General features: G+C 64.4%; 20 protein-coding genes. 13 read left to right on the top strand and 7 right to left on the bottom strand.

Annotation, left to right across the window (positions count from 1 at the left end):
* The first annotated feature begins 142 nt into the window (after positions 1–142).
* Complete coding sequence (locus QQK95_RS12945; RefSeq protein ID WP_284272866.1) at positions 143–1,789, top strand: acyl-CoA synthetase; 1,647 nt, start codon at positions 143–145, stop codon at positions 1,787–1,789.
* A 60-nt stretch (positions 1,790–1,849) separates the two neighbouring features.
* Here the strand turns inward: QQK95_RS12945 and QQK95_RS12940 are convergent, their stop codons facing one another.
* Positions 1,850–2,584: a hypothetical protein gene (locus QQK95_RS12940; protein ID WP_284272864.1), complete on the bottom strand. Its 735-nt coding sequence runs from the start codon at positions 2,582–2,584 to the stop codon at positions 1,850–1,852.
* A gap of 40 nt (positions 2,585–2,624) precedes the next feature.
* On the bottom strand, positions 2,625–3,848 hold the full coding sequence (locus QQK95_RS12935; RefSeq protein WP_284272862.1) for a coiled-coil domain-containing protein: 1,224 nt from the start codon (positions 3,846–3,848) through the stop codon (positions 2,625–2,627).
* 403 nt (positions 3,849–4,251) lie between these two features.
* On the opposite strand from QQK95_RS12935, the gene QQK95_RS12930 reads away from it, so the two are divergent.
* Positions 4,252–6,294 carry a YgiQ family radical SAM protein gene (locus tag QQK95_RS12930; RefSeq protein ID WP_284272860.1) on the top strand — a complete coding sequence of 681 codons (2,043 nt, stop codon included), beginning with the start codon at positions 4,252–4,254 and terminating at the stop codon, positions 6,292–6,294.
* A 5-nt stretch (positions 6,295–6,299) separates the two neighbouring features.
* On the opposite strand, the gene QQK95_RS12925 is transcribed toward QQK95_RS12930, so the two are convergent.
* Both QQK95_RS12925 and QQK95_RS12920 read right to left on the bottom strand, forming a co-directional pair.
* A complete protein-coding gene (locus QQK95_RS12925; RefSeq protein ID WP_284272858.1) occupies positions 6,300–7,601 on the bottom strand; it encodes an RsmB/NOP family class I SAM-dependent RNA methyltransferase in 1,302 nt (433 codons plus the stop codon).
* A gap of 146 nt (positions 7,602–7,747) precedes the next feature.
* Positions 7,748–8,029, bottom strand: a complete 282-nt coding sequence (locus QQK95_RS12920) for a hypothetical protein (protein ID WP_284272856.1) — start codon at positions 8,027–8,029, stop codon at positions 7,748–7,750.
* Here QQK95_RS12920 and QQK95_RS12915 point away from each other — a divergent pair.
* The 8 genes from QQK95_RS12915 (at position 8,022) to QQK95_RS12880 (ending at position 15,910) form a co-directional block, all read left to right on the top strand.
* Positions 8,022–8,150 (top strand): hypothetical protein, encoded by a 129-nt coding sequence (locus QQK95_RS12915; RefSeq protein WP_284272854.1) that lies wholly within the window; start codon positions 8,022–8,024, stop codon positions 8,148–8,150. The genes QQK95_RS12920 and QQK95_RS12915 overlap by 8 nt on opposite strands.
* Positions 8,151–8,373: 223 nt before the next feature.
* Positions 8,374–9,258 carry a hypothetical protein gene (locus QQK95_RS12910; RefSeq protein WP_284272852.1) on the top strand — a complete coding sequence of 295 codons (885 nt, stop codon included), beginning with the start codon at positions 8,374–8,376 and terminating at the stop codon, positions 9,256–9,258.
* A 28-nt stretch (positions 9,259–9,286) separates the two neighbouring features.
* Positions 9,287–9,577, top strand: coding sequence for a hypothetical protein (locus QQK95_RS12905; protein WP_284272851.1), 291 nt, complete (start codon positions 9,287–9,289; stop codon positions 9,575–9,577).
* A gap of 232 nt (positions 9,578–9,809) precedes the next feature.
* The gene (gene htpG / locus QQK95_RS12900; protein WP_284272850.1) at positions 9,810–11,696 is read left to right on the top strand and encodes a molecular chaperone HtpG; all 1,887 of its coding nucleotides are present in this window, start codon (positions 9,810–9,812) and stop codon (positions 11,694–11,696) included.
* A 186-nt stretch (positions 11,697–11,882) separates the two neighbouring features.
* On the top strand, positions 11,883–12,761 hold the full coding sequence (locus tag QQK95_RS12895) for an ABC transporter permease (RefSeq protein ID WP_284272848.1): 879 nt from the start codon (positions 11,883–11,885) through the stop codon (positions 12,759–12,761).
* Entirely contained in the window at positions 12,758–13,597 is an 840-nt protein-coding gene (locus tag QQK95_RS12890; protein WP_284272846.1) for an ABC transporter permease, read from the top strand. Before QQK95_RS12895 ends, QQK95_RS12890 begins: the two co-directional genes overlap by 4 nt.
* Complete coding sequence (locus QQK95_RS12885) at positions 13,594–14,736, top strand: ABC transporter substrate-binding protein (protein WP_284272844.1); 1,143 nt, start codon at positions 13,594–13,596, stop codon at positions 14,734–14,736. The genes QQK95_RS12890 and QQK95_RS12885 overlap by 4 nt, the downstream gene beginning before the upstream one ends.
* Positions 14,729–15,910, top strand: coding sequence for an ABC transporter ATP-binding protein (locus QQK95_RS12880; RefSeq protein ID WP_284272843.1), 1,182 nt, complete (start codon positions 14,729–14,731; stop codon positions 15,908–15,910). Before QQK95_RS12885 ends, QQK95_RS12880 begins: the two co-directional genes overlap by 8 nt.
* Here the strand turns inward: QQK95_RS12880 and plsY are convergent.
* The 3 genes from plsY to QQK95_RS12865 all read right to left on the bottom strand — a co-directional run bounded on the left by plsY (position 15,895) and on the right by QQK95_RS12865 (position 18,184).
* Positions 15,895–16,566 carry a glycerol-3-phosphate 1-O-acyltransferase PlsY gene (gene plsY, locus QQK95_RS12875; protein WP_284272841.1) on the bottom strand — a complete coding sequence of 224 codons (672 nt, stop codon included), beginning with the start codon at positions 16,564–16,566 and terminating at the stop codon, positions 15,895–15,897. The genes QQK95_RS12880 and plsY overlap by 16 nt on opposite strands.
* A gap of 191 nt (positions 16,567–16,757) precedes the next feature.
* Entirely contained in the window at positions 16,758–17,735 is a 978-nt protein-coding gene (locus QQK95_RS12870) for a GlxA family transcriptional regulator (RefSeq protein ID WP_284272839.1), read from the bottom strand.
* Positions 17,736–17,836: 101 nt separating this feature from the next.
* Positions 17,837–18,184 carry a hypothetical protein gene (locus QQK95_RS12865; RefSeq protein ID WP_284272837.1) on the bottom strand — a complete coding sequence of 116 codons (348 nt, stop codon included), beginning with the start codon at positions 18,182–18,184 and terminating at the stop codon, positions 17,837–17,839.
* Here QQK95_RS12865 and QQK95_RS12860 point away from each other — a divergent pair, their 5' ends adjacent.
* From QQK95_RS12860 to QQK95_RS12850, 3 genes are all read left to right on the top strand, one after another.
* Entirely contained in the window at positions 18,185–20,500 is a 2,316-nt protein-coding gene (locus QQK95_RS12860) for a bifunctional diguanylate cyclase/phosphodiesterase (protein WP_284272836.1), read from the top strand.
* Positions 20,501–20,627: 127 nt separating this feature from the next.
* The gene (locus tag QQK95_RS12855; protein WP_284272835.1) at positions 20,628–21,527 is read left to right on the top strand and encodes a LysR family transcriptional regulator; all 900 of its coding nucleotides are present in this window, start codon (positions 20,628–20,630) and stop codon (positions 21,525–21,527) included.
* A 110-nt stretch (positions 21,528–21,637) separates the two neighbouring features.
* Positions 21,638–22,267 carry an NADPH-dependent F420 reductase gene (locus QQK95_RS12850; protein ID WP_284272834.1) on the top strand — a complete coding sequence of 210 codons (630 nt, stop codon included), beginning with the start codon at positions 21,638–21,640 and terminating at the stop codon, positions 22,265–22,267.
* The last annotated feature ends 141 nt before the right edge of the window (positions 22,268–22,408 follow it).

Below are 22,408 nucleotides of genomic sequence, written 5' to 3'. Positions count from 1 at the left end.
CTATGATACAGGCCGGTGCGAACGAGGCCAATGCCCGGCCGGCAGTCCACCTTCGTCGCAATCGACCATCACCACGATTTCAGGCAATCTGACAGATGAAGGCGCGCCATGGGGAGATGGGGCGCCGCCAGGGAGGACTGACATGACCGGCTTGCCGCGCTATGAGGACGCCGTTGCGGGCTTTCGCATCGAGGATGAAATCGCCAGGCTCGATGGCGATCCGGCGACCGGCATAAACGCCTATGTCGAATGCTGCGGCCGCCACACCGGTGAGAACCGGCTGGCGCTGCGCGCGATCTCGGCCGGAGGCGAGCTACGCGAATTCAGCTTCGACGATCTCGCGGACATGTCCGGCCGCGTCGGCAACCTGCTCAGGCAATTGGGCGTCGTTCCCGGCGATGTCGTGGCCGGCATGCTGCCGCGCATTCCCGAACTCATAGCGCTCATCCTCGGCACCTGGCGCATCGGCGCCGTCTACCAGCCGCTGTTCACTGCCTTCGGCCCGAAGGCGATCGAGCACCGCCTCGGCTACAGCGGCGCCAGGCTGGTGGTGACCAATCCAGCCAATCGCGGCAAGCTCGACGAGATCGAGACCTCCCCGCCGATCGCCACCATTCTTGGCCCCGGCGATGCCCTGCCCCAAGGCGACATCGACTTCCGTGCCGCCCTTGCCTCTGCCTCCCCCGATTGCGAACCCGTCATGCGCAAGGGCGACGACCTGTTCATGATGATGTCGACCTCGGGAACGACGGGCCTGCCCAAGGGCGTGCCGGTGCCGCTCAATGCGCTGCTGGCCTTCGGCGCCTATATGCGCGACGCGATCGGGCTGCGCCCCGACGACGTCTTCTGGAACATCGCCGATCCCGGCTGGGCCTATGGCCTCTACTACGCCATCACGGGCCCCTTGATGCTCGGCATCGCCACTACTTTCAACGAGGGCGCCTTCAACGCCAGGAGCACCTATGACGTCATCGAGCGGCTCGGCGTCACCAGCCTTGCCGGCTCGCCCACCGCCTTCCGACTGCTGCTCGCCGAAGGGCCGGAGGCCGCCGCCCGCATCAAGGGCCGGCTGCGCGTGGTGAGCAGCGCCGGCGAGCCGCTCAACCCGGAAGTTATCCGGTGGTTCGACGCCAACCTCGCCGCGCCCATCCACGACCATTACGGCCAGACCGAAAACGGCATGATGGTCAACAATCATCATGGGCTTGCGCATTCCGTGCGCGCGGGCTCGGCCGGCTTTGCCATGCCGGGCTACCGCATGGTGGTGCTGGACGAGGCCGGCAACGAACTCGGCCCCAACCAGCCCGGCATCCTCGCCGTCGACATCGCCAACTCGCCGCTGCGCTGGTTCGACGGCTACCACCAGGCCGAGACGCCGGCGATCGCCGGCGGCTACTATCGCACCGGCGACACGGTGGAATATGAGCCGGACGGCTCGGTCTCCTTCATCGGCCGCGCCGACGATGTCATCACCTCGTCGGGCTACCGCATCGGCCCATTCGACGTCGAAAGCGCGCTCATCGAACATCCTGCGGTCAACGAGGCGGCGGTGGTCGGCGTGCCCGACCCGCAGCGCACCGAACTCGTCAAGGCCTTCGTCATCCTCGCGCCCGCCTACCAGGGCAGCCCCGAACTCGCCGAGGAACTGGCGCAACACGTCCGCAAACGGCTCTCGGCCCACGCCTATCCGCGCGAGATCGATTTCGTGGCCGAATTGCCGAAGACGCCGAGCGGCAAGATCCAGCGGTTCCTGCTGCGGAAGGCTGAGGTGGAGAAGCGGAAGGGGTGATTCCGGACCAACCCGGGGCGAACGCCAGCGAAGCGCCGCGTGCCCTCCTGCGGATCGGTTCTATAAAACCGCCATGACCCTGCCTGCCGTATCGAGGCGGCAGCCAACTTGCGCTTGCCGGACTTCGATGCCACCGCGTCCCGCATAGTCTATTCGCACCTGGATCGGCGCCGTCAGTGCGCCCCCACCTCGACGCAAGGCACCTGCGCTCACCGCGCGGACACGAACGGCGCCAAGCGGCCTGGCGGCGGATAGGATCGCCGCGCGGCAGGCCTGTACGATCGCTTCTGGCGTGCCGGGTTTCGCTTTCAGTGCCTCCAGGGGTGCGAAGGGATATCCCCTGGCGAGGTCGCCCTGACCGGCTTTGGAAGGCCTGAGGACGGGCGGCAGGACGACCGACTGCCTCGCCGTCTTGGCAGAGGCAAAGGGTGTCGTGGCAGTGGCTGTCGCGGCAGAACCACTGGCTGCCGTGGCGGCGGCCGATCCGTTTCCGGCGGACGGATCGGCGCCCAGGCCGACACCTGTCGAGAGGCCTCCGCCTGCGGAGCCGGCACTACCGCCGGCACTGACGCCCGCGCTGACTGATCCGCCTCCTGCGCCGACCGAAGCGCCGACATTTGATCCGCCGACACCGCCGACGCTCGCGCCCACCCCTACGGATGCGCCTTGCGAACCGGCGCTCACTCCAGCATCGAGCCCGAGGCCACCGACCTTGCCGCCTAAACCCGCATCGAGAGCCGAGGCAGGCCCGATCGCGATACCGATCGTCAACGCGGCCGCTGCATATTTTTTCACTGTCATCCTCCCTGCGCCGTGCATTTCGATCGCCTGTCTTTCACTGCGAAAGTGGGCGGGTTGGCAGCAATGCAGGGGGAAGAGCGAAGGTTGCCGTCATGACGGGCTGCGGCGACTTTGGACCCTTCACCTTGCGTTTTTTCAGCGCGCCCGGTTTACGGGCCGTGACCGGACGCGGCAGCGAACTCGCGAGCGCGCTCTTGGGGGCCTTGGATGCGCGCACCACGGTCGCGGTCCGACGTTTTTCCCCGGCGCCTTCGATCTTCATGCTGTCGATTTCCTCGCGTGCGGCACTGAGGCTGCGTGCCAGGCCGTTGGCCCTTTCACGCTCCTGGTCCAGCGCCGCGCTCAAGTCCATTGAGCTCTGCTTCAAGGCGTCGCTTTCCCTGCGGGCAATGTCGAGGTCACGCATGGCTGAATCGGCTCGCTGACGTTCCAGTTCGAGCGCCTTGCGAGCCTGGTTTGAGACGGCGTCGGCCGCTTGCCGGTCCTTCTCGGCCTTGGCCTGCTCCGCGACGGCCAGATTCGCGCCTGTCTTGAGCGCAGCGATCGTCTGATGGGCCGTGGCGAGTTCCTGTTCCAGCAGCCCGACCTTACGGCGTTCCTCATCCAGCGCCTGCTTCGCGGCGGCGTCGGCCACTTGCCGGTCTTCCACCGCCTTGGCCTGCTCGGCTACAGACAGATTTGCGCCTGTCTTGAGCGCATCGATCGTTTGACGGGCCGTGGCGAGTTCCTGTTCCAGCAGCCCGACCTTTTGGCGCGCTTCATCGAGCGCCTGCGTCGCGGCGGCCTGGGACGCATCCGCGGCGGGAAGCGCTTCAGGCATCGCGCTTTTCTTGCTGTCCCAGAGGCTGGCTTCCGCCCTGAAATTTTCGATGGCGCGCTGCGCCGTCTCCAGATTGAGCGTGAGCGCTTCGTCCGTCTGCTGCTGCTCCTTCAGGGCCTGCGCTTGCCTGGCCAACTCGGCCCGCGCCGCGGCCAGTTCGCGGCGCAAGGCCTGCTCATCCTCGTCCTTCGCGATATCGGTGCGGTTCGAAACCGCGACCGGCGAACGGCCATTGGCTGCGGCAGTCGCGGACGCATCGGGCGCCAGCTGGCTGTTTGCCGGAGACGCAAACAGCAGGATGAGGATTGACGAAACGAGGGATGGCAAGGCGTTACGCCGGCTGCCAAATATCCCGTGAAGTGAGATCGAAGGCCGTCGTTTGGTAAAGGTGAAGTCAAAGCGCGGACATTTGGACCTGGTACCCTGCAAATGATTCATCACCTGACTCCACCTGGCGCGACCCCCACCGCGATCGTATTCTCCACTTGGTTCGAGCTACGGCTGGATGCCGCGTCACCTGGACGCTACCTCCTATTTCCCTGCTTGTTGTCATTCGAACGAACGAATGAAGCTTTCCCCTGCTCCATGCGGCCCCCTGCTCCATGCGGCAAAGACGGTTCTGCTTGAATCAGCAACGGTGATGACCACACATGGCGGCCTGCTGCGGATCGAGTATCCGGCAATCCATGACGCCATACCGTGGCGATGAAGCTCGACCATGCGAAGTTTTGCGATCTGATCGTGGATGCGCTTGAGCGGCTGACGAAGGGTTTGGGGTGAGTTCCGGAGCCACCGGTCGAGGTTAATTGAATTCCCGCTCGCGGCGTCCTATACGTCGCCGATGGAAACCATAGCCAGCGCCCAAAGAGACATCATTCCACTGTCCGGCCGCCAGCCTCATGCCGGACGGGCCGCGCCGTTCCTGCCGATGAGCCGCGCCGAGATGACGGCGCTCGGTTGGGATGAATGTGACATCGTGCTGGTCACAGGCGACGCCTATGTCGACCATCCGAGTTTCGGAATGGCGATCATCGGCCGCCTGCTCGAATCCCGGGGTTTTCGGGTCGGCATCATCTCGCAGCCCGACTGGCAGTCGGCGGAGCCGTTCAAGGCGCTGGGCAGGCCGAGACTGTTCTTCGGCATCACCGGCGGCAACCTCGATTCCATGGTCAACCGCTACACCTCGGACCGCAAGCTGCGCCATGACGACGCCTATACGGCGGGCGGTGACGGCGGCAAGCGGCCGGACCGTTGCACGATCGTCTATACGCAGCGCTGCCGCGAGGCCTACAAGGACGTGCCGTTGGTGCTGGGCGGCATCGAAGCCTCGCTGCGCCGCATCGCTCACTACGACTACTGGTCCGACAAGGTGCGCCGCTCGATCCTGGCCGATGCCAAGGCCGATCTTTTGATCTATGGCAATGCAGAGCGCGCCGTCGTCGAGGTGGCGAACCGGCTCGCCGCCGGCGACACGCCACGCCAGCTCGACTCCATCAGGGGTGTCGCCCTGTTCCGCCGCGTGCCCGAGCATTTTACGGAACTCCACGCCGACGATCTCGATTCCGCCGACGAGGGCGCGACCCGCAAGCCCGGCGACACCGTGATCCGGCTGCCGTCCTTCGAACAGGTCGAGAGCGATCGCGATGCCTATGCCCGCGCCTCGCGCGTGCTGCACCGCGAGGCCAACCCCGGCAATGCCCGCCCTCTCGTCCAGCGCCATGGCGACCGCGACCTGTGGCTCAATCCGCCGCCCATCCCGCTGACCTCCGACGAGATGGACGCCGTCTACGACCTGCCCTACGCGCGCGCGCCGCATCCGTCCTATGGCGATGCGAAGATCCCCGCCTGGGACATGATCAAGTTTTCGGTGACGGTGATGCGCGGCTGCTTCGGCGGCTGCACTTTCTGCTCGATCACCGAGCACGAAGGCCGGATCATCCAGAACCGGTCCGAGGGCTCGATCCTGCGCGAGATCGAGAAGATCCGCGACAAGACCCCGGGCTTCACCGGCGTGATCTCCGATATCGGCGGGCCGACCGCCAACATGTACCGGATGGCCTGCAAGGACCCGAAGATCGAGGCCGCCTGCCGCCTGCCGTCCTGCGTATTTCCCGACATCTGCCCCAACCTCAACACCTCGCATGACGACCTGATCCGGCTCTATCGCAAGGTCCGCGAAGTCAAGGGCGTCAAGAAGGTGATGGTCGCCTCCGGTGTGCGCTACGACCTGGCCGTCACGAGCCCCGAATATGTCAAGGAACTGGTGACCCACCACGTCGGCGGCTACCTCAAGATCGCGCCCGAGCACACCGAGCGTGGGCCGCTCGACAAGATGATGAAGCCCGGCATCGGCACCTATGACCGCTTCAAGGAGATGTTCGACGCCGCGGCCAAGGAAGCCGGCAAGAAATACTACCTCATTCCGTATTTCATCGCAGCTCATCCCGGCACGACCGACGAGGACATGCTGCAGCTGGCCATCTGGCTGAAGAAGAACCGCTATCGCGCCGACCAGGTGCAGACCTTCCTGCCTTCGCCCATGGCCACGGCGACCGCCATGTACCACACCGGCGTCAACACGCTGAAGGGCGTGCGGCGCGGCGCGACCGACAAGGTCGAGACCGTTCGCGGCGGCCGGCAGCGCCGGCTGCACAAGGCATTCCTGCGCTACCACGATCCCGACAATTGGCCGCTGCTGCGCGATGCCTTGAAGGAGATGGGGCGCGCCGACCTTATCGGTCCTCGCCCCGACCAGCTCGTGCCCGCCCACCAGCCGCCCGGAACCGGCAAGGCTGCCGGCACGAAGCGCCCCATGCGCCCCGCCGGCAAAGGCCAGAGCTTCACCACCAAGGGCGTGCCCTTTCCAAAGAAGTTGAGCCGCTAGCTAGTCTAGTCCGCTTTGCCCTTTATCAGCGCGCGCTCGGTCGGGAGCGTGCCTTCCCGCTGCATCACGGCGGCAAAGAAGCCGTCGGTATCATGGCGCGCGGGCGTCAGCGACAGATAGTCGGAATGGGCTGAATTCGTCAGCTGCGGCGCGGCCTCGCGCAACGGCACGGCGCGAAAAGCCGGATGCACATCGAGGAAAGCGGCCACCTGTTCCTCGTTCTCCTCTGGCAGCATGGAGCATGTCGCGTAGACCAGCCGTCCGCCGGGCTTCACCAGACGCGCCGCACTCGCCAGAATCCGGGCTTGCAACGACACGAGATGATCCAGCCCCTGTTCCGCCGACGCGCGCCAGCGCGCATCGGGATTGCGTCGCCATGTGCCGGTGCCGCTGCATGGCGCGTCCACCAGCACGCGATCAAAACCACCCTTGTGGCGCTTGATCCACCGATCCGCTTCGCCGGCCAGAAGTCGCGTCTCGATATTGTGCAGCCCTGCCCGCCGGAAGCGCTCGGCGCCGCGCTTCAAACGGCCGTCCATGACGTCGCAGGCGACGACGTGACCCCTATTGTTCATCTGCGCGGCGATGGCCAGTGTCTTGCCGCCGGCTCCGGCGCAGAAATCGACCACGCGCTCGCCCGGCCGGGCGCCAACCAGCATGGCGACAAGCTGCGAGCCCTCATCCTGAATCTCGACCTCGCCGCTTTTCAGCATCGGCAGGCTCGCCAGCGAGGGGCGCTCATGCACGCGAATGCCGCAAGGCGCGAGGGCCGATGGCTGCACCCGCAAGCCGAGATCTTTCAACGCGCCAAGCATGGCCTCGCGGGTCGACTTGATCGGATTGACGCGCAGGTCAAGCGGCGCCGACGTCAGAAGCGCGGCCATCTCGTTCCCGAACGCTTCCTTGAAACGACGCCGCAGCGGATCGGCAGCCCAGGACGGGCATTCAAGGCGCACCTCTTCCGGCATGCCGGGATGGTCGATCGTGCATCCCTGCAGTTTGACCAGCAGCGCGTGCTCGTGATCCTTCAGGATGGCAGGCGCGAATTTCGCTCCGTTGAACAAGCGTTTGATCTGATCGGGCGTCTTGCCTTCCTTCAGGATGAGCCATGCGAGCAGCCGGTTGCGGGGCATATCCTGGCGCCCATGGTTGACCAGCCACCAGCCAAGCCGTGCATGATGTCGCAGAAGCGCGTAGAGCAACTCTAAAATCCGCCCGCGGTCCTTGTCGCCGATATAGCGACGGGCCCGAAACCAGGCCGAGACGACAGCATCCGCGGGACGCGCGACGCTATCGGCTTCATGCATGAGTTCGATTGTGGCTTGTAGAACGGCGGCAGGAGTCACGGGACGGCGATCGGGCTGAAAAAACGCCTATATAATCGACAGAACTGCTCCTGACTATTGTTCGCGCATGGCGACGTGACGACCCGCTCGCGCCGCAAGCCCTCCCTTCAGTGCGCCACACCATCGGCCGCGTGCAGCAGCCTCCACGCCAAGCCGAGACGCCCATGGAACTGCGACGCAAAACGCTCGGCGGCCGCATCCTCCAGGCCGTCATCGACCAGCGCCTCGATGCTTCGCCGCATCAGGGCGAGTTGCATCTGCCTGGCGTGTTCCCGGTCGGCCTCTCGCATGATTGCCGTGACGTGGTAGGCAATGACGGGCTGGCCGAGGCACGACGTGAGCGTGTTGGCGTCGGCTGTTACGGCAGTAACCGCATCTTCGATGTTCATTCTGGCGATCCTCATCAAAAAAATGATGCTGACGCCTCCCCGCGGGGCGACGGTGGTCCGTCGCTTCTTCTTTGATTTCAACCTGTCGGGCGCGACCGAAAGTGGCGCGCCACGCTTATGATTACTGTCTTCTCCGGCCCCTCGAGCAGCCTCGTTTGACCTGAAAACAGTATCCGTCAAATTTGATTCAAAGGCGAACGGATAGTTAATCGATGGTTAATGGCGGCGCTTGGCATGCCTGCCCGATCAGGATGTTTCGCCTGGGCGTTTTCTGCCGCGCAATAGCCGCAAAGCTGCCCGATGGCTGCCTGGCCTGTTGATCCGCCACGAAGAAAGGTTCTGTCATGCGGTTGGTCTGGACGGTCTTGTTTGCCCTGGCGAGCAGTGTTGCCTTCGCCGCCTCGCCCGAGGACGATTATATCGCCGCGCGCGACAAGGCGATTGCCGACATCGCGGCGATGGAGAGCACGAACGCACCGGTGGAGACGCTCGATGCGGCCAATGAAAAGGCCCGCGCCGATCTCGAAAAGCGGCTTTCCGCCCTGCTCGGCCCCTTCGCGGTCAAGGATTTTCCGGCGGCCGGCAAGATCAACATCGAAAGCCTGAGTTCCTCCGATGTCGGCTTCGGCATGCTGGACGGGCTGCGCCACGGCACCGAGGACGGCCCCAGCATCGTGGCCTCGACACGCGGGCTGGTCGAGCGCTGGCTGCGGTCGCGCGCCGCCGAGACCGACGCCGACCTCAAACTGCCCACCAATTTCGACGCGGCGCTCAAGCTCGATGCCTTCTACACCCAGGCCATCGGCAGCGACGCCGCCTTCACCGGCACGCTCGACTTCGCGCTGAAGAAACCTGACGGCGCCGACATGGCGATCGCCCGTCTTGGCGGCTGGGCACAGGATATCGGGCCGAACTCCGACCAGGAGGTCGTCGTCACCGTCGTCAAGGGCAACAGCGTCCTGATCGCCGAAGCGCCCGCGACACCGCCCGTCCCCAAGATCGCGGCCTGCGACGCGGCGTGGACCGCCGCCGACGCCGCCGCCCAGAAACTGGCCAAGCAGGCCACCGACGACAGCGACGAAAACACATCCGACGCCGCCAATGCCGCCTGGACGAAAGGCGACAACGACTTCCGCGCCTGCATGGGCAAGAGCCTGCCGGACACCCCGGCCTATCCAGCCCTGCTCGCCCAGGCGCAGGCGCTGGCGGATCACATGGCGGCGAATTAGGGCACCTTGCGGACCAAGGGCCGAGCCGATGAACGACAGGCTGCAATGTGCCTCGTGTGGATCGGACGGAACCGAGGTGATCGTCCAGTTCGGGTCGTACTGTATTCGATGCGCCACTTGCGGCGAGGGCATCGTCGCCACATCGTTCTTGGCGGTTTCCGACACGGATCGTGAAATCTCCGCCTTTGTCGACCCCGGCCAGGGAAAACAACCCGCACCGGGAAGCTTGATCGCCTGTGGGTCATTCCGGCAGATTGCCAAGGCAATCCGCGATGTTGCGGATACCGGGATATTGGTGCGCCTGGTCGCCAAACCATAACCCCAAAGGGCCACTTCGCTGTCACCATGGGCATTCGTCACGTGGAAACCCGGCAATTGGCTTTCCATCCCCTGCGTGGACTGTTCCTCACCCCTTGTCGCCTTCGCATCGCGCTACGATATTGTCGGTCGCGCCGGGATCTGCCGAGTGGCCGGCGCAATTGAAAATGGTTGAAGGATAGGCCCGGATCGTGCATGGCGCGGCGGGCGGATGAACAGCGTGGGAAAATCGAATGACGACGGACACGAAAGCGACGGAAACCAGGGCGTTCGAGGCGGATGTCTCGCGGCTGCTGCACATGATGGTGCACTCGGTCTATTCCGACAAGGACGTCTTCCTGCGCGAGCTGATTTCCAACGCCGCCGACGCCTGCGAGAAGCTGCGCTTCGAGGCCGTCAGCCGTCCCGAATTGCTGGGCGACGACCCCAAGCCGCGCATCTCGATTTCGGCTGACGCCGACAACAAGCAGATCACCGTCGAGGACAACGGCATCGGCATGAGCCGCGACGACATGGCCGAGGCCCTGGGCACGATCGCCCGCTCGGGCACCCGCGCCTTCATCGAGCGTGTCGGCACAGGCACGGAGGACACGCAGCTCATCGGCCAGTTCGGCGTCGGCTTCTACTCCGCCTTCATGGTGGCCGACCGTGTCGACGTGATCAGCCGCCTCGCCGGAAGCGATGAGGCCTGGCGCTGGTCGTCCGACGGCAAGGGTTCCTACGAGATCGCGCCGGCCCCGCTCGAAGCCGCGCCCAAGCGCGGCACCCGCGTCGTGCTGCATCTGATGGACGACGCGGTTTCCTACACCGGCTCCTATCGGCTAGAACAGCTGGCCAAGTCGCAATCGGGCCATGTGCCGGTGCCGATCACGCTCGTGGAAAAGCCTGGCGCCGAGGCGCGCGACATCGCCGACGGCACGGCGCTCTGGGTGCGGCCGAAGAGCGAGATCAAGCCCGAGGAATACACCGACTTCTACCGCAGCGTCGCCGGCCAGTATGACGAGCCGGCCGCCACCATCCATTTCCGCGCCGAGGGCCGGCAGGAATACTCCGTGCTCGCCTTCGTGCCGGGATCGCGGCCGTTCGATCTGTTCGACCAGGACCGCAAGGGGCGCATGAAGCTCTATGTGCGCCGTGTCTTCATCACCGACGATGCCGACCTTCTGCCGCGCTATCTGCGCTTCGTGCGCGGGCTGGTCGATTCCGCCGACCTGCCGCTCAACGTCTCGCGCGAGATGATCCAGGAAAGCCCGCTGCTGGCCTCCATCCGCAAGGGCCTGACCAACCGCGTGCTCGGCGACCTCGCCAAGCTGGCGGAAAACGAGGGCGAGGCCTACGCCAAGATCTGGGAGAATTTCGGCGTCGTCCTCAAGGAAGGGCTCTACGAGGATTACGAGCGGCGCGAGCAGTTGCTGAAGCTCGCCCGCTTCCACTCGACCACATCAGGCGAAGCCTGGCGCGGCCTGGCCGACTATGTCGCGGCGATGAAGGAAGGCCAGAAGGCGATCTTCTTCATGGCCGGCGACGACCGCGCCCGGCTCGAAGCCTCGCCGCAGCTCGAAGGTTTTAAAGCGCGCGGCATCGAGGTGTTGCTGCTTACCGACCCGGTCGACAGTTTCTGGGTGACGATGGCGCCGGACTTCGACGGCAAGCCGTTCAAATCTTTGACGCAAGGCGTGGCCGAGCTTTCCGATATCCCGCTGCTCGACGACGCCAAGAAGCCGGATACGGCGGCAACGCCTGAGGTTGACGGCTTCCTGGCCTTCGTCAAATCCGCGCTTGGCGACGCCGTCTCGGATGTGAAGGCCTCCGACCGCCTGACGGAGAGCGCGGTCTGCCTGGTTGCACCCGAACACGGCCCCGACCGGCAGTTCGAACGGCTAATGAACGCCGCCGGCCGCCTCGACAAGACGGCCAAGCCCATCCTCGAAATCAACCCGAGGCACGAGCGCGTGCTGGCGCTCGCCGGCTTGGGCGACGAAGAGCAGGCCTTCAAGGATGACGCCGCCCACCTTCTCTACGACGAGGCGCGCGTGCTCGACGGCGACAAGCCGGCCGACGCCAGGGCGTTCTCGGAGCGCCTGGCGCGGCTGATCGCGCGCGGCATCGCGAAGGGCTGAACTTCGCCGACGAGAACCGGAGCCGCTGCGATGCCGTCCGCCGACACGGTTTCGGCGTCCATCGCAGCCGGCGACGCGCCTGATGTCCACTGGCTCAATCGCCTGGTGTAGACATCGGGCCTCCAATCACCCAATCTTGGCCCCGGGAACAAAACAGACGCTTCAAAGAAAGCGCACCGGGTGCTCATGAGACGACGATGGACATTGTATGATCCACGGCTGGCATGGCTGCTGGTCGCGCCGGTGCTCCTGCTGCTGATCTTCTTCCTGGTGTTGCCGATCGCCGTGATGGCCGCCTACACCTTCTTCACCTTCGTCACCGCCGGCGTGGAAACCAGCGCGCTGACGACGGCGAACTGGCACGAATTCCTCACCGACAGCTACTATGCCGGGTTCCTGCTGAAAACGCTGCGGGTCGGCGCGATCACCGCGCTGCTCTGCGGGGTGCTGGGTTATTTCCCGGCCTATTTCATCTGGGCGACGACGTTCAAGCACAAATGGCTGCTGCTTCTCCTGCTGATCGTGCCCTTCTGGATCAGCTTCACCATCCGCACCTTCTCCTGGATCAACATCCTGGGCGAACAGGGCGTCATCAATGTCGCGCTGCTGAAGCTGGGCATTATCAGCGAGCCGCTGCCGATGCTCTACAATGAGGGCGCGGTCATCCTGGGCATGCTGCACTTCCTGCTGCCCTACATGATCCTCAACGTCTATGTCAGCCTCGAGGGCATCGACCGCACGCTGATCTCCGCCGCGCGCTCGATGGGCTGCACGAGCGCGCAGGCGTTCCGCGAGGTCACGCTTCCGCTTTCGCTGCCCGGCCTGGCGGCGGGCCTGCTGCTCTGCTTCGTGCTCGCCGCCGGCAGCTATGTGACGCCGCAGCTGCTCGGCTCCGGCCGCGACGCGCTGTTCGGCAATCTGATCTACGACACCATCATGGGCGAGCTGAACTGGCCGATGGGCGCCACGCTGTCGATCGTGCTGTTCCTCGTGCTCGGCTTCTTCGCCGCCATCTACACGCGCTTCATGGGCATGTCGCAGATCGTCAAGGGGTTGGGCGGATGAAGGCGCGGCGAAAAGAGGAAGGCAGATGGGCCTGGCGGCTGACCGGCTTCGTCACGGTCTGCGTCTATATCTTCATGTTCGCGCCGATCGTGGCGACGGTGATCCTGTCGTTCAACGCCTCGATGTTCGGCGGCTTCCCGATGACCGGCTTCAGCCTGCAATGGTACGGCAAGCTGATGGCCAACGAGCCGGTGCTGGCCGCCTTCCGCACCTCGCTGTGGATCGCTCTGGTCACCGCCGGCGTCACAACGGTCATAGGCGTCGTCACGTCGTTTGCGCTTGTGCGCTTCGAATTCCGCGGCAAGCAGGCGCTGAGCACGCTGGTGATCCTGCCGGCGCTGGTGCCCGAGACCATCCTCGGCGTCGGCCTTCTGGTGCTGATCAAGGCGGTCGACCAGCCGCGGACCATGCTTCTCCTGGTGCTCGGCCATATACTGCTCGCCGTGCCCTATGTGGTGCTCATCACCCAGGCGCGCATGGTCGGCATCCGGCGCGTCTATGAGGAGGCGGCGCTCTCGCTCGGCGCCTCGCGCTTCTCATCCTTCCGCGAGATCACGCTGCCGCTGCTCATCCCTGCCGTCGTCGGCGGCGCGCTGCTCGCCTTCACCATCTCGTTCGACAACACCTCGGCCAGCCTGTTCTGGCGGCCGGCGGGCGTCGAGACCATGCCCACCCAGATCCTTTCGATGCTCAAGATCTCGATCAGCCCGGAGATCAACGCGCTCGGCACCGTGATGATCCTGGTGACCGTCGGCATCCCGCTGCTCGGCGGCCTGATCCTGCAAAGCCTGACCAGATTGAAACGACGCGACGAACCAAAGGAGGAAACACGATGAAACTGTCCAACGGCAAGCGGCTCGAACGGCTGCACGATAGGTATCAAAACGGCGATCTCAGCCGCCGCACTTTCCTGACGCTGACGGCCGCCGCCGCGGCCGCGGTCGGCCTCGACATGCCCTGGATGCGCCAGGCGCTCGCCGCGGTCGAGGAGGTTCGCTTCGACGGCTGGGGCGGCACGGTGCAGGACGCAATCGACAAATATGCCTTCAAGCCCTACACGGCCAAGACCAAGATCAAGGTGGTCCAGGGCACGTTCGGCGACGAGGACGAGATCATCACCAAGATCAAGACCGCCAAGCCCGGCGACTACCAGGTCATCCATTCCTCCGGCGTCAACTACTACATCAAATATGTGAACGGCGGCCTGACCTCGGAGATCAACGAGGCCAACATTCCCAACATGGTCAATGTGCTGCAGCCGATGATCGATCCGTTCCGCAAGCTGACGCCGAAACTCTCGGCCGTGCCTTACGACTACGGCACGACCGGCATCGCCTACAACACCAAGGTGATCTCGCCCGAGGAAGCCAAGGAAAAGGGCGCGGCACTCCTGCTCGACAAGAAATACGCCGGCAAGGTCGGCGGCTATTCCGACATGACCACGCGCGTCTGGTATGCCGCGCTCGCCACCGGACAGGACCCTAACAACCTCAAGGACATGGACGCGATCTGGGCCAAGGTCCGCGAGACGCGCGACCTCGCCAAGAAATTCTGGAGCTCCGGCGCGGAGCTTATGGACCTGCTTTCCAAGGGCGAGATCGTGGTGACCGACGCCTGGTCCGGCCGCGTCGCGGCCTTGCAGGACCAGGGCCATCCGATCGGCTATCTCGACCCGGCCGGCTCCTATGCCTGGATGGAGGACATGCTGATCCTGAAAGGCTCGCCCATGGCCGAGTGCGAGGAGTTGATCAACTTCATGCTCGACCCGGCGACCTCCATCGCGGTGGCCGAGGGCCAGAGCTATCCGCCGTCGCTCGATCCGACAAAGGTCAAGCTCACCGAGAAGATCGAGAAGCTGCCGGCCTTCGACAAGACCGGCACGATGAAGTCGCTGACCTTCGCCGACCCGGTCTACTGGGCGACCAACGAGGATGCCTGGACCAAGCAGTGGAACAGGATCTCGAAAGGTGCCTGACAGAAACGACCTTTCGGAAGTGCCCCGGCCGGTAGCGGCCGGGGTGGCAAGGCCCGGCGCGGGCGCACCCGCTCCGTCCGGCGGCATCGGGGCCGGCCAGCCGGCGGTCGAGTTCCGCGACATCGACATCGCCTATGGCAAGTTCGTCGCCGTGCGCGATTTCTCGCTCTCGATCGCCAAGGGCAGCTTCGTCACGCTGCTCGGGCCTTCGGGCTGCGGTAAGACGACGATCCTGCGCTCCATCGCCGGCCTGGTCGACATTTCGGGCGGCCAGATCATGATCGACGGGCGCCGGGTCGACGACGTGCCGATCTACAAGCGCAATATCGGGCTGGTCTTCCAGAGCTATGCGCTGTTCCCGCACAAGAACGTCTTCGACAATGTCGCCTTCGGCCTGAAGTACCGCAACGTGCCGAAGCCCGAGATCGTGCGCAAGGTCGGCCAGGCGCTCGAAATGGTGCGGCTGCCGGGCAGCGAGAAGAAGCTGCCCTCGCAGCTGTCGGGCGGCCAGCAGCAGCGCATCGCCCTCGCCCGCGCCATCGTCTTCGAGCCGCAGGTGCTGCTGCTCGACGAGCCGCTGTCGGCGCTGGACGCCAACATGCGCGAGGAGATGCGCGTCGAGATCAAGAAGATCCAGAAGGAAACCGGCATCACCGCGATCTTCGTCACCCACGACCAGGAGGAAGCGCTCTCCATGTCGGATCGCATCGTGGTGATGAACGCCGGCGCGGTGGAACAGATCGGAACCCCGCAGGAGGTCTATGAGACGCCCGCCACGGCCTTCGTCGCCGACTTCCTCGGCAAGGCCAACATGCTGGCCGGGACCGTGAGCCGGTCCGGCCAGGCAATGGCGGTGGTGCTTGCCACCGGCCAGACGGTCGAGGTGGCCTGTCCAAGGCCGCTCGCGCAGGGCAGCAAGGTCACCGTCGTGCTGCGGCCGCAGAAACTGTCGGTCGGCGCGGCGGCGAGCGCCAACAGGCTGTCCGGCCGTGTCGTCTCGGCCTCGTATCTGGGCGGCAGCGCCATCTACGAGATCGACATCGGCGGCAAGACCAGCATCCGCGCCAACGCACCGATCACCGGCCGCGTCCTTCGCGAAGGCGAGACGATCGACGTCGGCTTCGACCCCGAGGGCTGCGTTCTGCTCGACGAGGACGGTCAGCGGATTTCGTGACGCGGGCTAGCTTGCCCTAGGCGCGGCTCCGTCCCGGCGACCAGCCGCTGGATGTTGGCGCGATGGCGCGCGATCACGTAGAGGCCGCCTGCAATCACCAGCAGCCGGTAGGGCAACGGCTGCTCCAGGATACAGACGAGAGTGGTCGCTGTTAACGCGGCCATCATCGAACTCAGGGATACAATTCTGGAAATTGCCAGCACGACGCAGAAGGTCGCCGCGGCACCCAAGCCGATCGGCCAGGAAAGCGCCAACAGTACGCCCAGCCCCGTCGCCGCGGATTTGCCGCCGGTGAAATTCAACCAGATCGAACGGCCATGCCCCAGCAAAACGGCAAGTCCGGCCGGGCAGATGGCCCAGGGCAGAAAGGTTTGCGGGTCAAGCGCGGTCGGTGGCGCGAGCGATGTAAGAAGCCAGGCGTAAAACCACTTTGCAAATACGATTGCCGCCGCGCCTTTCAGCACATCGATCAGCAGCACCACAAAGGCGGGCCATTTTCCAAGCGTACGTAACGCGTTGGTCGCGCCCGTGGATCGGGAGCCATGCTGCCGGATATCGATGCCCCCGAGCAGTTTCCCCACCAGATAGCCCGTAGGCGTCGAACCGAGGAGATAAGCGATCGCCAATCCAGCCACGCTTGCCGTCCAGAAAACCATTGGATTTTATCCTGTTTCGGAGCAATCCCTCATAACCTTATATTCCCTCGTCACAAAAGGCAGACTAGGCTTGGCAAGCCAAGTCCTCTCGGTCTCGACGGCCTCGCCTTTGCCTTGGTACGCCCGCGCTCGCCTTTGCGCGAGAGCGAGAGTGGTTCAGGCGCAGCTGAGGTGGCGCTACGCGGCCGGCTTCATTGCCCCGCGACGCTCGTCATACGGTTGGGGTGCCTGAGATGGGTCGGCGTGATGCCTGTCTGCTGGCGGAACACCCGGCTGAAATGACCGGCATTGGTGAAGCCGCAACGGTAGGCGATGTCGCCGATCTGCAGGTCGCTGCCTTCCAGCAGCGACTTCGCATGATGGACCCTCAGCGCCAGGTAAGCCGCCATCGGGCCGATGCCGAGTTCGGTGCCGAAAAGCCGCTCGAGCTGACGCCGTGAGCAATTCAGCCGGGTTGCGATCTCGGCGACCGAGAGCGTCTCCTGCAGGTTGCTCTCCATCAACAGCAAAGCGCGCTTGACCGCGCGGCTCGATGCCGCCGGAAACAGGTCGCCGACGGGCTGCACGTCCCGGCTGCTCCTGATGCGATCGAGCACCAGGATCTTGGCGGCCTTTTCCGCCGCCTTCTGGCCGATGAACTGGGACACGAAATAGCCGGCAAGGTCGGCCGCACCCGTGCCGCCGGCGCAAGTCGAGCGCCCCCGGTCGACGGAAAACAGGCTGTCGGCATGCGCGTTGACATCAGGGAACTGGTTGCGGAAATCCTTGATGTGAAACCAGCTGACGGCGGCGGCGTAGCCGTCGAGCAGCCCGTAACGCGCCAGCACGAAGCTTCCGGTGCACAGCGCCGTCAGCGGCACCCCCTTCTCGGCGGCCCGCAACAGGAACGCCTCCTTGTCGGAACTCAGGCTGCGGTTGGTGTCGAGCAGGCCGCCGACCACCACGATATTGTCGAAATCCTCCGGATTGCCGATCCCCTTCGTCGGCAGCAATTCGACGCCGCAGCTCGCCCGGATCGGCAGGCCGCGTTCGCCTACGATCTCCCAATCGAACTCGATCCTGCGGCTGCGGTCGCCCTCATCGCCCGCCAGCCGCAGCGTGTCGATGAACAGCGACAGCGGCGACAGCGTGAAGTCGCGCACCAGGAGAAACGCAAACCGTCTGGCCATTATACTTCCGCAACTCGTTCGCCCGCCTTAGCCGATGCCGCAACTTACCACCAGCCTGGAAGGGCAAATTTAAGCGTTTTCTACTACAGTCGTTCGATGAGCTACAGTTCAGGAAAGGTATCCGGGTCGAATTGACCATCACTGGATTCAGCCTCGGCCGCGTGAGACGGGCCGTCTTTTCTTCCGCCAACTTGCCGGCGGCGATAGCTTTTGTCGTCCTTCTTGTCTGCTCCATCGTTGCCGACCAGCAGAACAGGAGGGTCTCCGACCAACTGGCGCGTGCCGATGTGCTGGCTAAGGTCAACATCATCCGCGCCAAGCTCGAAGGCAACATTAACGGCAATCTTCAGCTTGTTCAGGGGTTGGTCTCGGCCATCAATACCGAACCTTATATGGGCCAGCAGCGATTTGCCTCGCTTGCCGGAAATCTGTTCCAGCAGAAATCGCAATTGCGCAACATTGCCGGCGCGCCCGACCTGGTCATCTCGCTGATGTACCCGATGGAAGGCAACGAGAAGGCCATTGGGCTCGATTACCGCAAGAACGAGGCGCAGCGGACGGCGGCGCTGCGGGCGCGCGACCAGCGGGTACTGGTGTTTGCAGGCCCGGTCGACCTTGCCCAAGGCGGGCGCGGCTTCATCGGCCGCATTCCGGTGTTCGTGCCGACGGCGGGCGGCGGCGACCGCTTCTGGGGCATCGTCTCCGCGGTGGTCGATGTCGACCGGCTCTACGCGGCGAGCGGGCTGACCGACCCTGATCTCGACATCGATGTCGCGCTCACTGGCAAGGATGCGCTGGGCGGCGGCGGCGAACGCTTCTTCGGCGGCGCCAATGTCATAGCCGGAAATCCTGTTTCGGCCGACGTGCAGCTACCATCGGGTTCCTGGCAGATTTCCGCCATACCCAAGGCCGGCTGGCCGACGGCCCCGAAGAACGAGTGGACCTTGCGGTCGCTGATGTTGCTCGCCGGAGCGCTGGTGGTGCTGCCGATCATGGTGGCCGGTCGGCTGTTCGGCGAAAGGCAGAAAAACTACGCCGAGCTGAGGCGCCTGTCCGGGCGCCTGGAACTGGCGCTGGAAGCCTCTGGTATCGGCGTTTGGGAACACGATCTCACCACCAACGAAATGGTGTGGGATGACCGCGTCAACGAAATCTACGGCAAGTCAGCCGACGGCAAGCCGCGCGGCTATGATGACTGGGCGCAGGCGATCCATCCTGAAGATCTCGCGCGGGCGAGACAGGACTTCGATCTCGCCGCGGCCAAACAAGGCCCCTATTCCTCACAATACCGGCTGCTGCGCCCCGACGGCACCGTCCGCCATGTGCGCACGCGCGCGACCTACTTCCAGGACATCGGCGGAACGCCCAAGCTGATCGGGGCCGAATGGGACGTGACCAGCGACGTGCTGCTCAACGAAAACCTCATTCGCGAACGTCAGTTGACGGAATCGAAGAACGCCGAGCTCAATCTCGCCAAGGCACATATAGAATATGCGGCGCTGCACGATTCGCTGACCGGCCTGCCCAACCGCCGCTATCTCGATGAACTTCTGGCCGAAAACGGCGAACCGGACCGGCGCACGGCACTGCTGCACCTGGACCTCGACCGCTTCAAGCAGATCAACGACACGCTCGGCCACGCAGCGGGCGATGCCATGCTGGTGCATGCCTCCAAGGTTATCCAGGCCAATGCGGGCCGTGACGATTTCGTTGCGCGCATCGGCGGCGACGAGTTCGTCGTGGTGAGCCATGGGCTTGACGACGACGGACTGTCGGCACTTGCCCACCGCGTCATCGAGGACATGCGCCAGCCTGTCGATTATCGCGGTCATCCGTGCCGTTTCGGGGTCAGCATCGGCATTGCCGCCAACAACGGCGTCGACGTGAAACAGTTGCTGGTCAACGCCGATCTCGCGCTCTATCGGGCCAAAAGCCGGGGCCGCAACCGTTACGAGTTCTTCAACGAGGAGCTGCAGAGCGAGATCGTGCGGACCAAGCAGATCGCCGACGAGATCCTGGGCGGGTTGGAGCGGAACGAATTCGTCGCCTACTATCAGCCGCAGTTCGACGCCAGCACGCTCGAGATCGTCGGCGTCGAGGCGTTGTCGCGATGGAAGCATCCGCGACGCGGCATCCTGGCCCCCGACGCCTATCTCAAGGTGGCCGAAGAACTCAATGTCGTGGCGCTGATCGATCGAATCGTCCTCAAACACGCGCTGGAGAATTTCGAGCGTTGGTCGCGCAGCCATCTCAACATCCCGCGCGTGTCGGTCAACGTCTCGGCCAGGCGGCTGGAGGACAGGGACCTTATCGAGGGTCTGCGCAAGCTCGCCATCAAAGCGGGAACGGTGTCGTTCGAACTGGTGGAGTCCATTTTCCTCGATGAAAACGACGACCTGGTCACGTGGAATATCGACCACATCAAGGAGCTCGGCATAGACATCGAGATCGACGATTTCGGCACCGGCCACGCCTCGATCGTCTCGCTGCTCAAATTGCGTCCGCGCCGCCTCAAGATCGACCGCCAACTGATCACACCCATCACCGGCTCAGTGGCGCAACGGCATCTGGTGGCGTCGATCATAGAGATCGGCAAATCGCTCGGCATCGAAGTGGTCGCCGAGGGCGTCGAGACGATGGAGCATGCGCGCATCCTCAAGGAACTTGGCTGCGACATCCTGCAGGGCTACCTTTTTGGCCGCCCGATGGAGGCCAGGGTCTTCAAGGCCTTCGCCCAGTCGCGCAAATGGCTGGCCGCGGGCTAGATTGTCCGCTTCGCGCCGCCCGCCATCGCGAAATTCGTCAAAGCCTCGACCGTATTTCATAAATCCCTTCGCGCATTTGCGATTATGGTGGGCGCTCAAAGAGTCGCCGCCCTCGAGGTTCCCCGGCATGGACAGACTGGCATGCGACCGGATGTTCGTCGCGGTCATCGAGCGCGGCAGCCTGTCCGGCGCCGCGCAGAAGCTCGGCGTGAGTTCGGGCCAGGCCTCCAAGCTGATTTCCCGGCTCGAGGGAGAACTGGGCGTGCAGTTGCTCCACCGCACGACCCGCTCGGTATCGCCCACGGAAGCCGGCCGCGCCTATTTCGAGCGGATCAAAAGCTTGCTCGAGGAAATGGACGAGCTCGATTCCACCATTCGCAGCGCTTCCGGGGATCCACGGGGGCGGCTGACCATATCCGTGCCGATGACCTTCGGCACCCAGGTTCTTGCGCCGCTTTTGGCCGAATTCGCGCGGGCGCATCCGCTGATCGAACTCGACGTGTCGTTCTCCGATCGCGTGGTCAATCTCGTGGAGGAAGGTTTCGACCTTGCGCTGCGCATCGGCAGTTTGCGCGACAGCAGCCTCATTGCAAGAAAGCTCTGCCCGATCCGGCTGGTGACGACGGCAGCGCCATCCTACCTCGCGGCATTCGGTGCGCCGGAGCGTCCCGAGGACGTGACCGGACATGCCTGCATCCTCGACACCAACTTCGCCGACGGGGCCAGCTGGCGTTTTGCCCGCGGCCTGTCGGTGCCGATCCGTGGCCGGTTGCGCTTTTCCAACGCCGAGGCCTGCGCGGCCGCGGCCGCGATCGGTCTGGGTCTGGTGCAGGGTCCAAGCTTCGTCGCCGGCGAGCGCATTCGCGCCGGCCAGCTCATTCCGGTGCTCGCCGACCACGAGGCCGACCCGATGGCTCTCTGGGCCATCTACACCACCGGCCGGCACCTGGCGGCCAAGGTGCGGGTGATGGTGGATTTCCTGGTCTCGCATTTCCAGGACAGCCCGCCTTGGGATCAGGGTTGGTAGACTTTCCAATTCGGAAGAAATCTTCTGCAATTTTGCCGGATAATAATCGATCCAGAAAAATCGCATATTCCCGTCATCGCCGCAGGGCAAACGCTGACAGGAGCAAGAACATGACACTCGCAATCATCGGAACCGGCAATATGGCCAAGGGCCTGGCCACGATCTTCTCACGCGCCGGCAACGCCGTCGTCTTCGGTTCGCGCGACCCCTCGGAGGCCGCTTCGGTCGCCGGCGGCTTCGGCGACACCGTTTCTGCCGCCTCGATCCCGGACGCTGTCGCCAAGGCCGACATCGTCTTCCTCGCCGTGCCTTATGATGCCGTAGCCGCTGTGGTGAAGGCAGCCGGAAGCCTGGCGGGCAAGATCGTGGTCGACCTGACCAATCCCATGAAGGCCGATTTTTCCGGGCTCGCCATCGGCTTTTCGACCAGTGCGGCTGAAGAAATCGCCAGGCTCGCCCCGCGGGCCAAGGTGGTGAAAGGCTTCAACACGCTGTTTGCGTCAGTGCTGCAGAATGGCGGCGAGGTTGCCGGTACCCCGGCAACGGTGCTGCTCGCCGGCGACGACGCCGACGCTGTAGCCGAGGTTGGGGCGCTGGTGAATTCAGCCGGCCTCAAGGCCATCGTCGCCGGCCCTCTCGCCGCGTCGCGCAATATCGAGGCCGTCGCCGCCCTCAATATCGGGCTCGGCTATGGCCAGGGCAAAGGCACCAATATCGCTCCGACCTGGGTCGGTGTCTAAACCCGGGAATTCATCGCAATCCGGCCTCATGGGCGGAAGGCGACATCAAGGAACAAATAGCAAGCCGCGACGCGCCACTTGATATCGGTCAAGTGGCGCGCCGGTGCCCCGTGGACAATCCCCCGGCGATTTGCGGTGAAG

Source organism: Mesorhizobium huakuii (assembly GCF_030160235.1).
GTDB classification, from domain to species: domain Bacteria; phylum Pseudomonadota; class Alphaproteobacteria; order Rhizobiales; family Rhizobiaceae; genus Mesorhizobium; species Mesorhizobium huakuii.
Note: the sequence above shows the minus strand (reverse complement) of the source record. Positions and strands in the feature narration are given on the sequence as shown.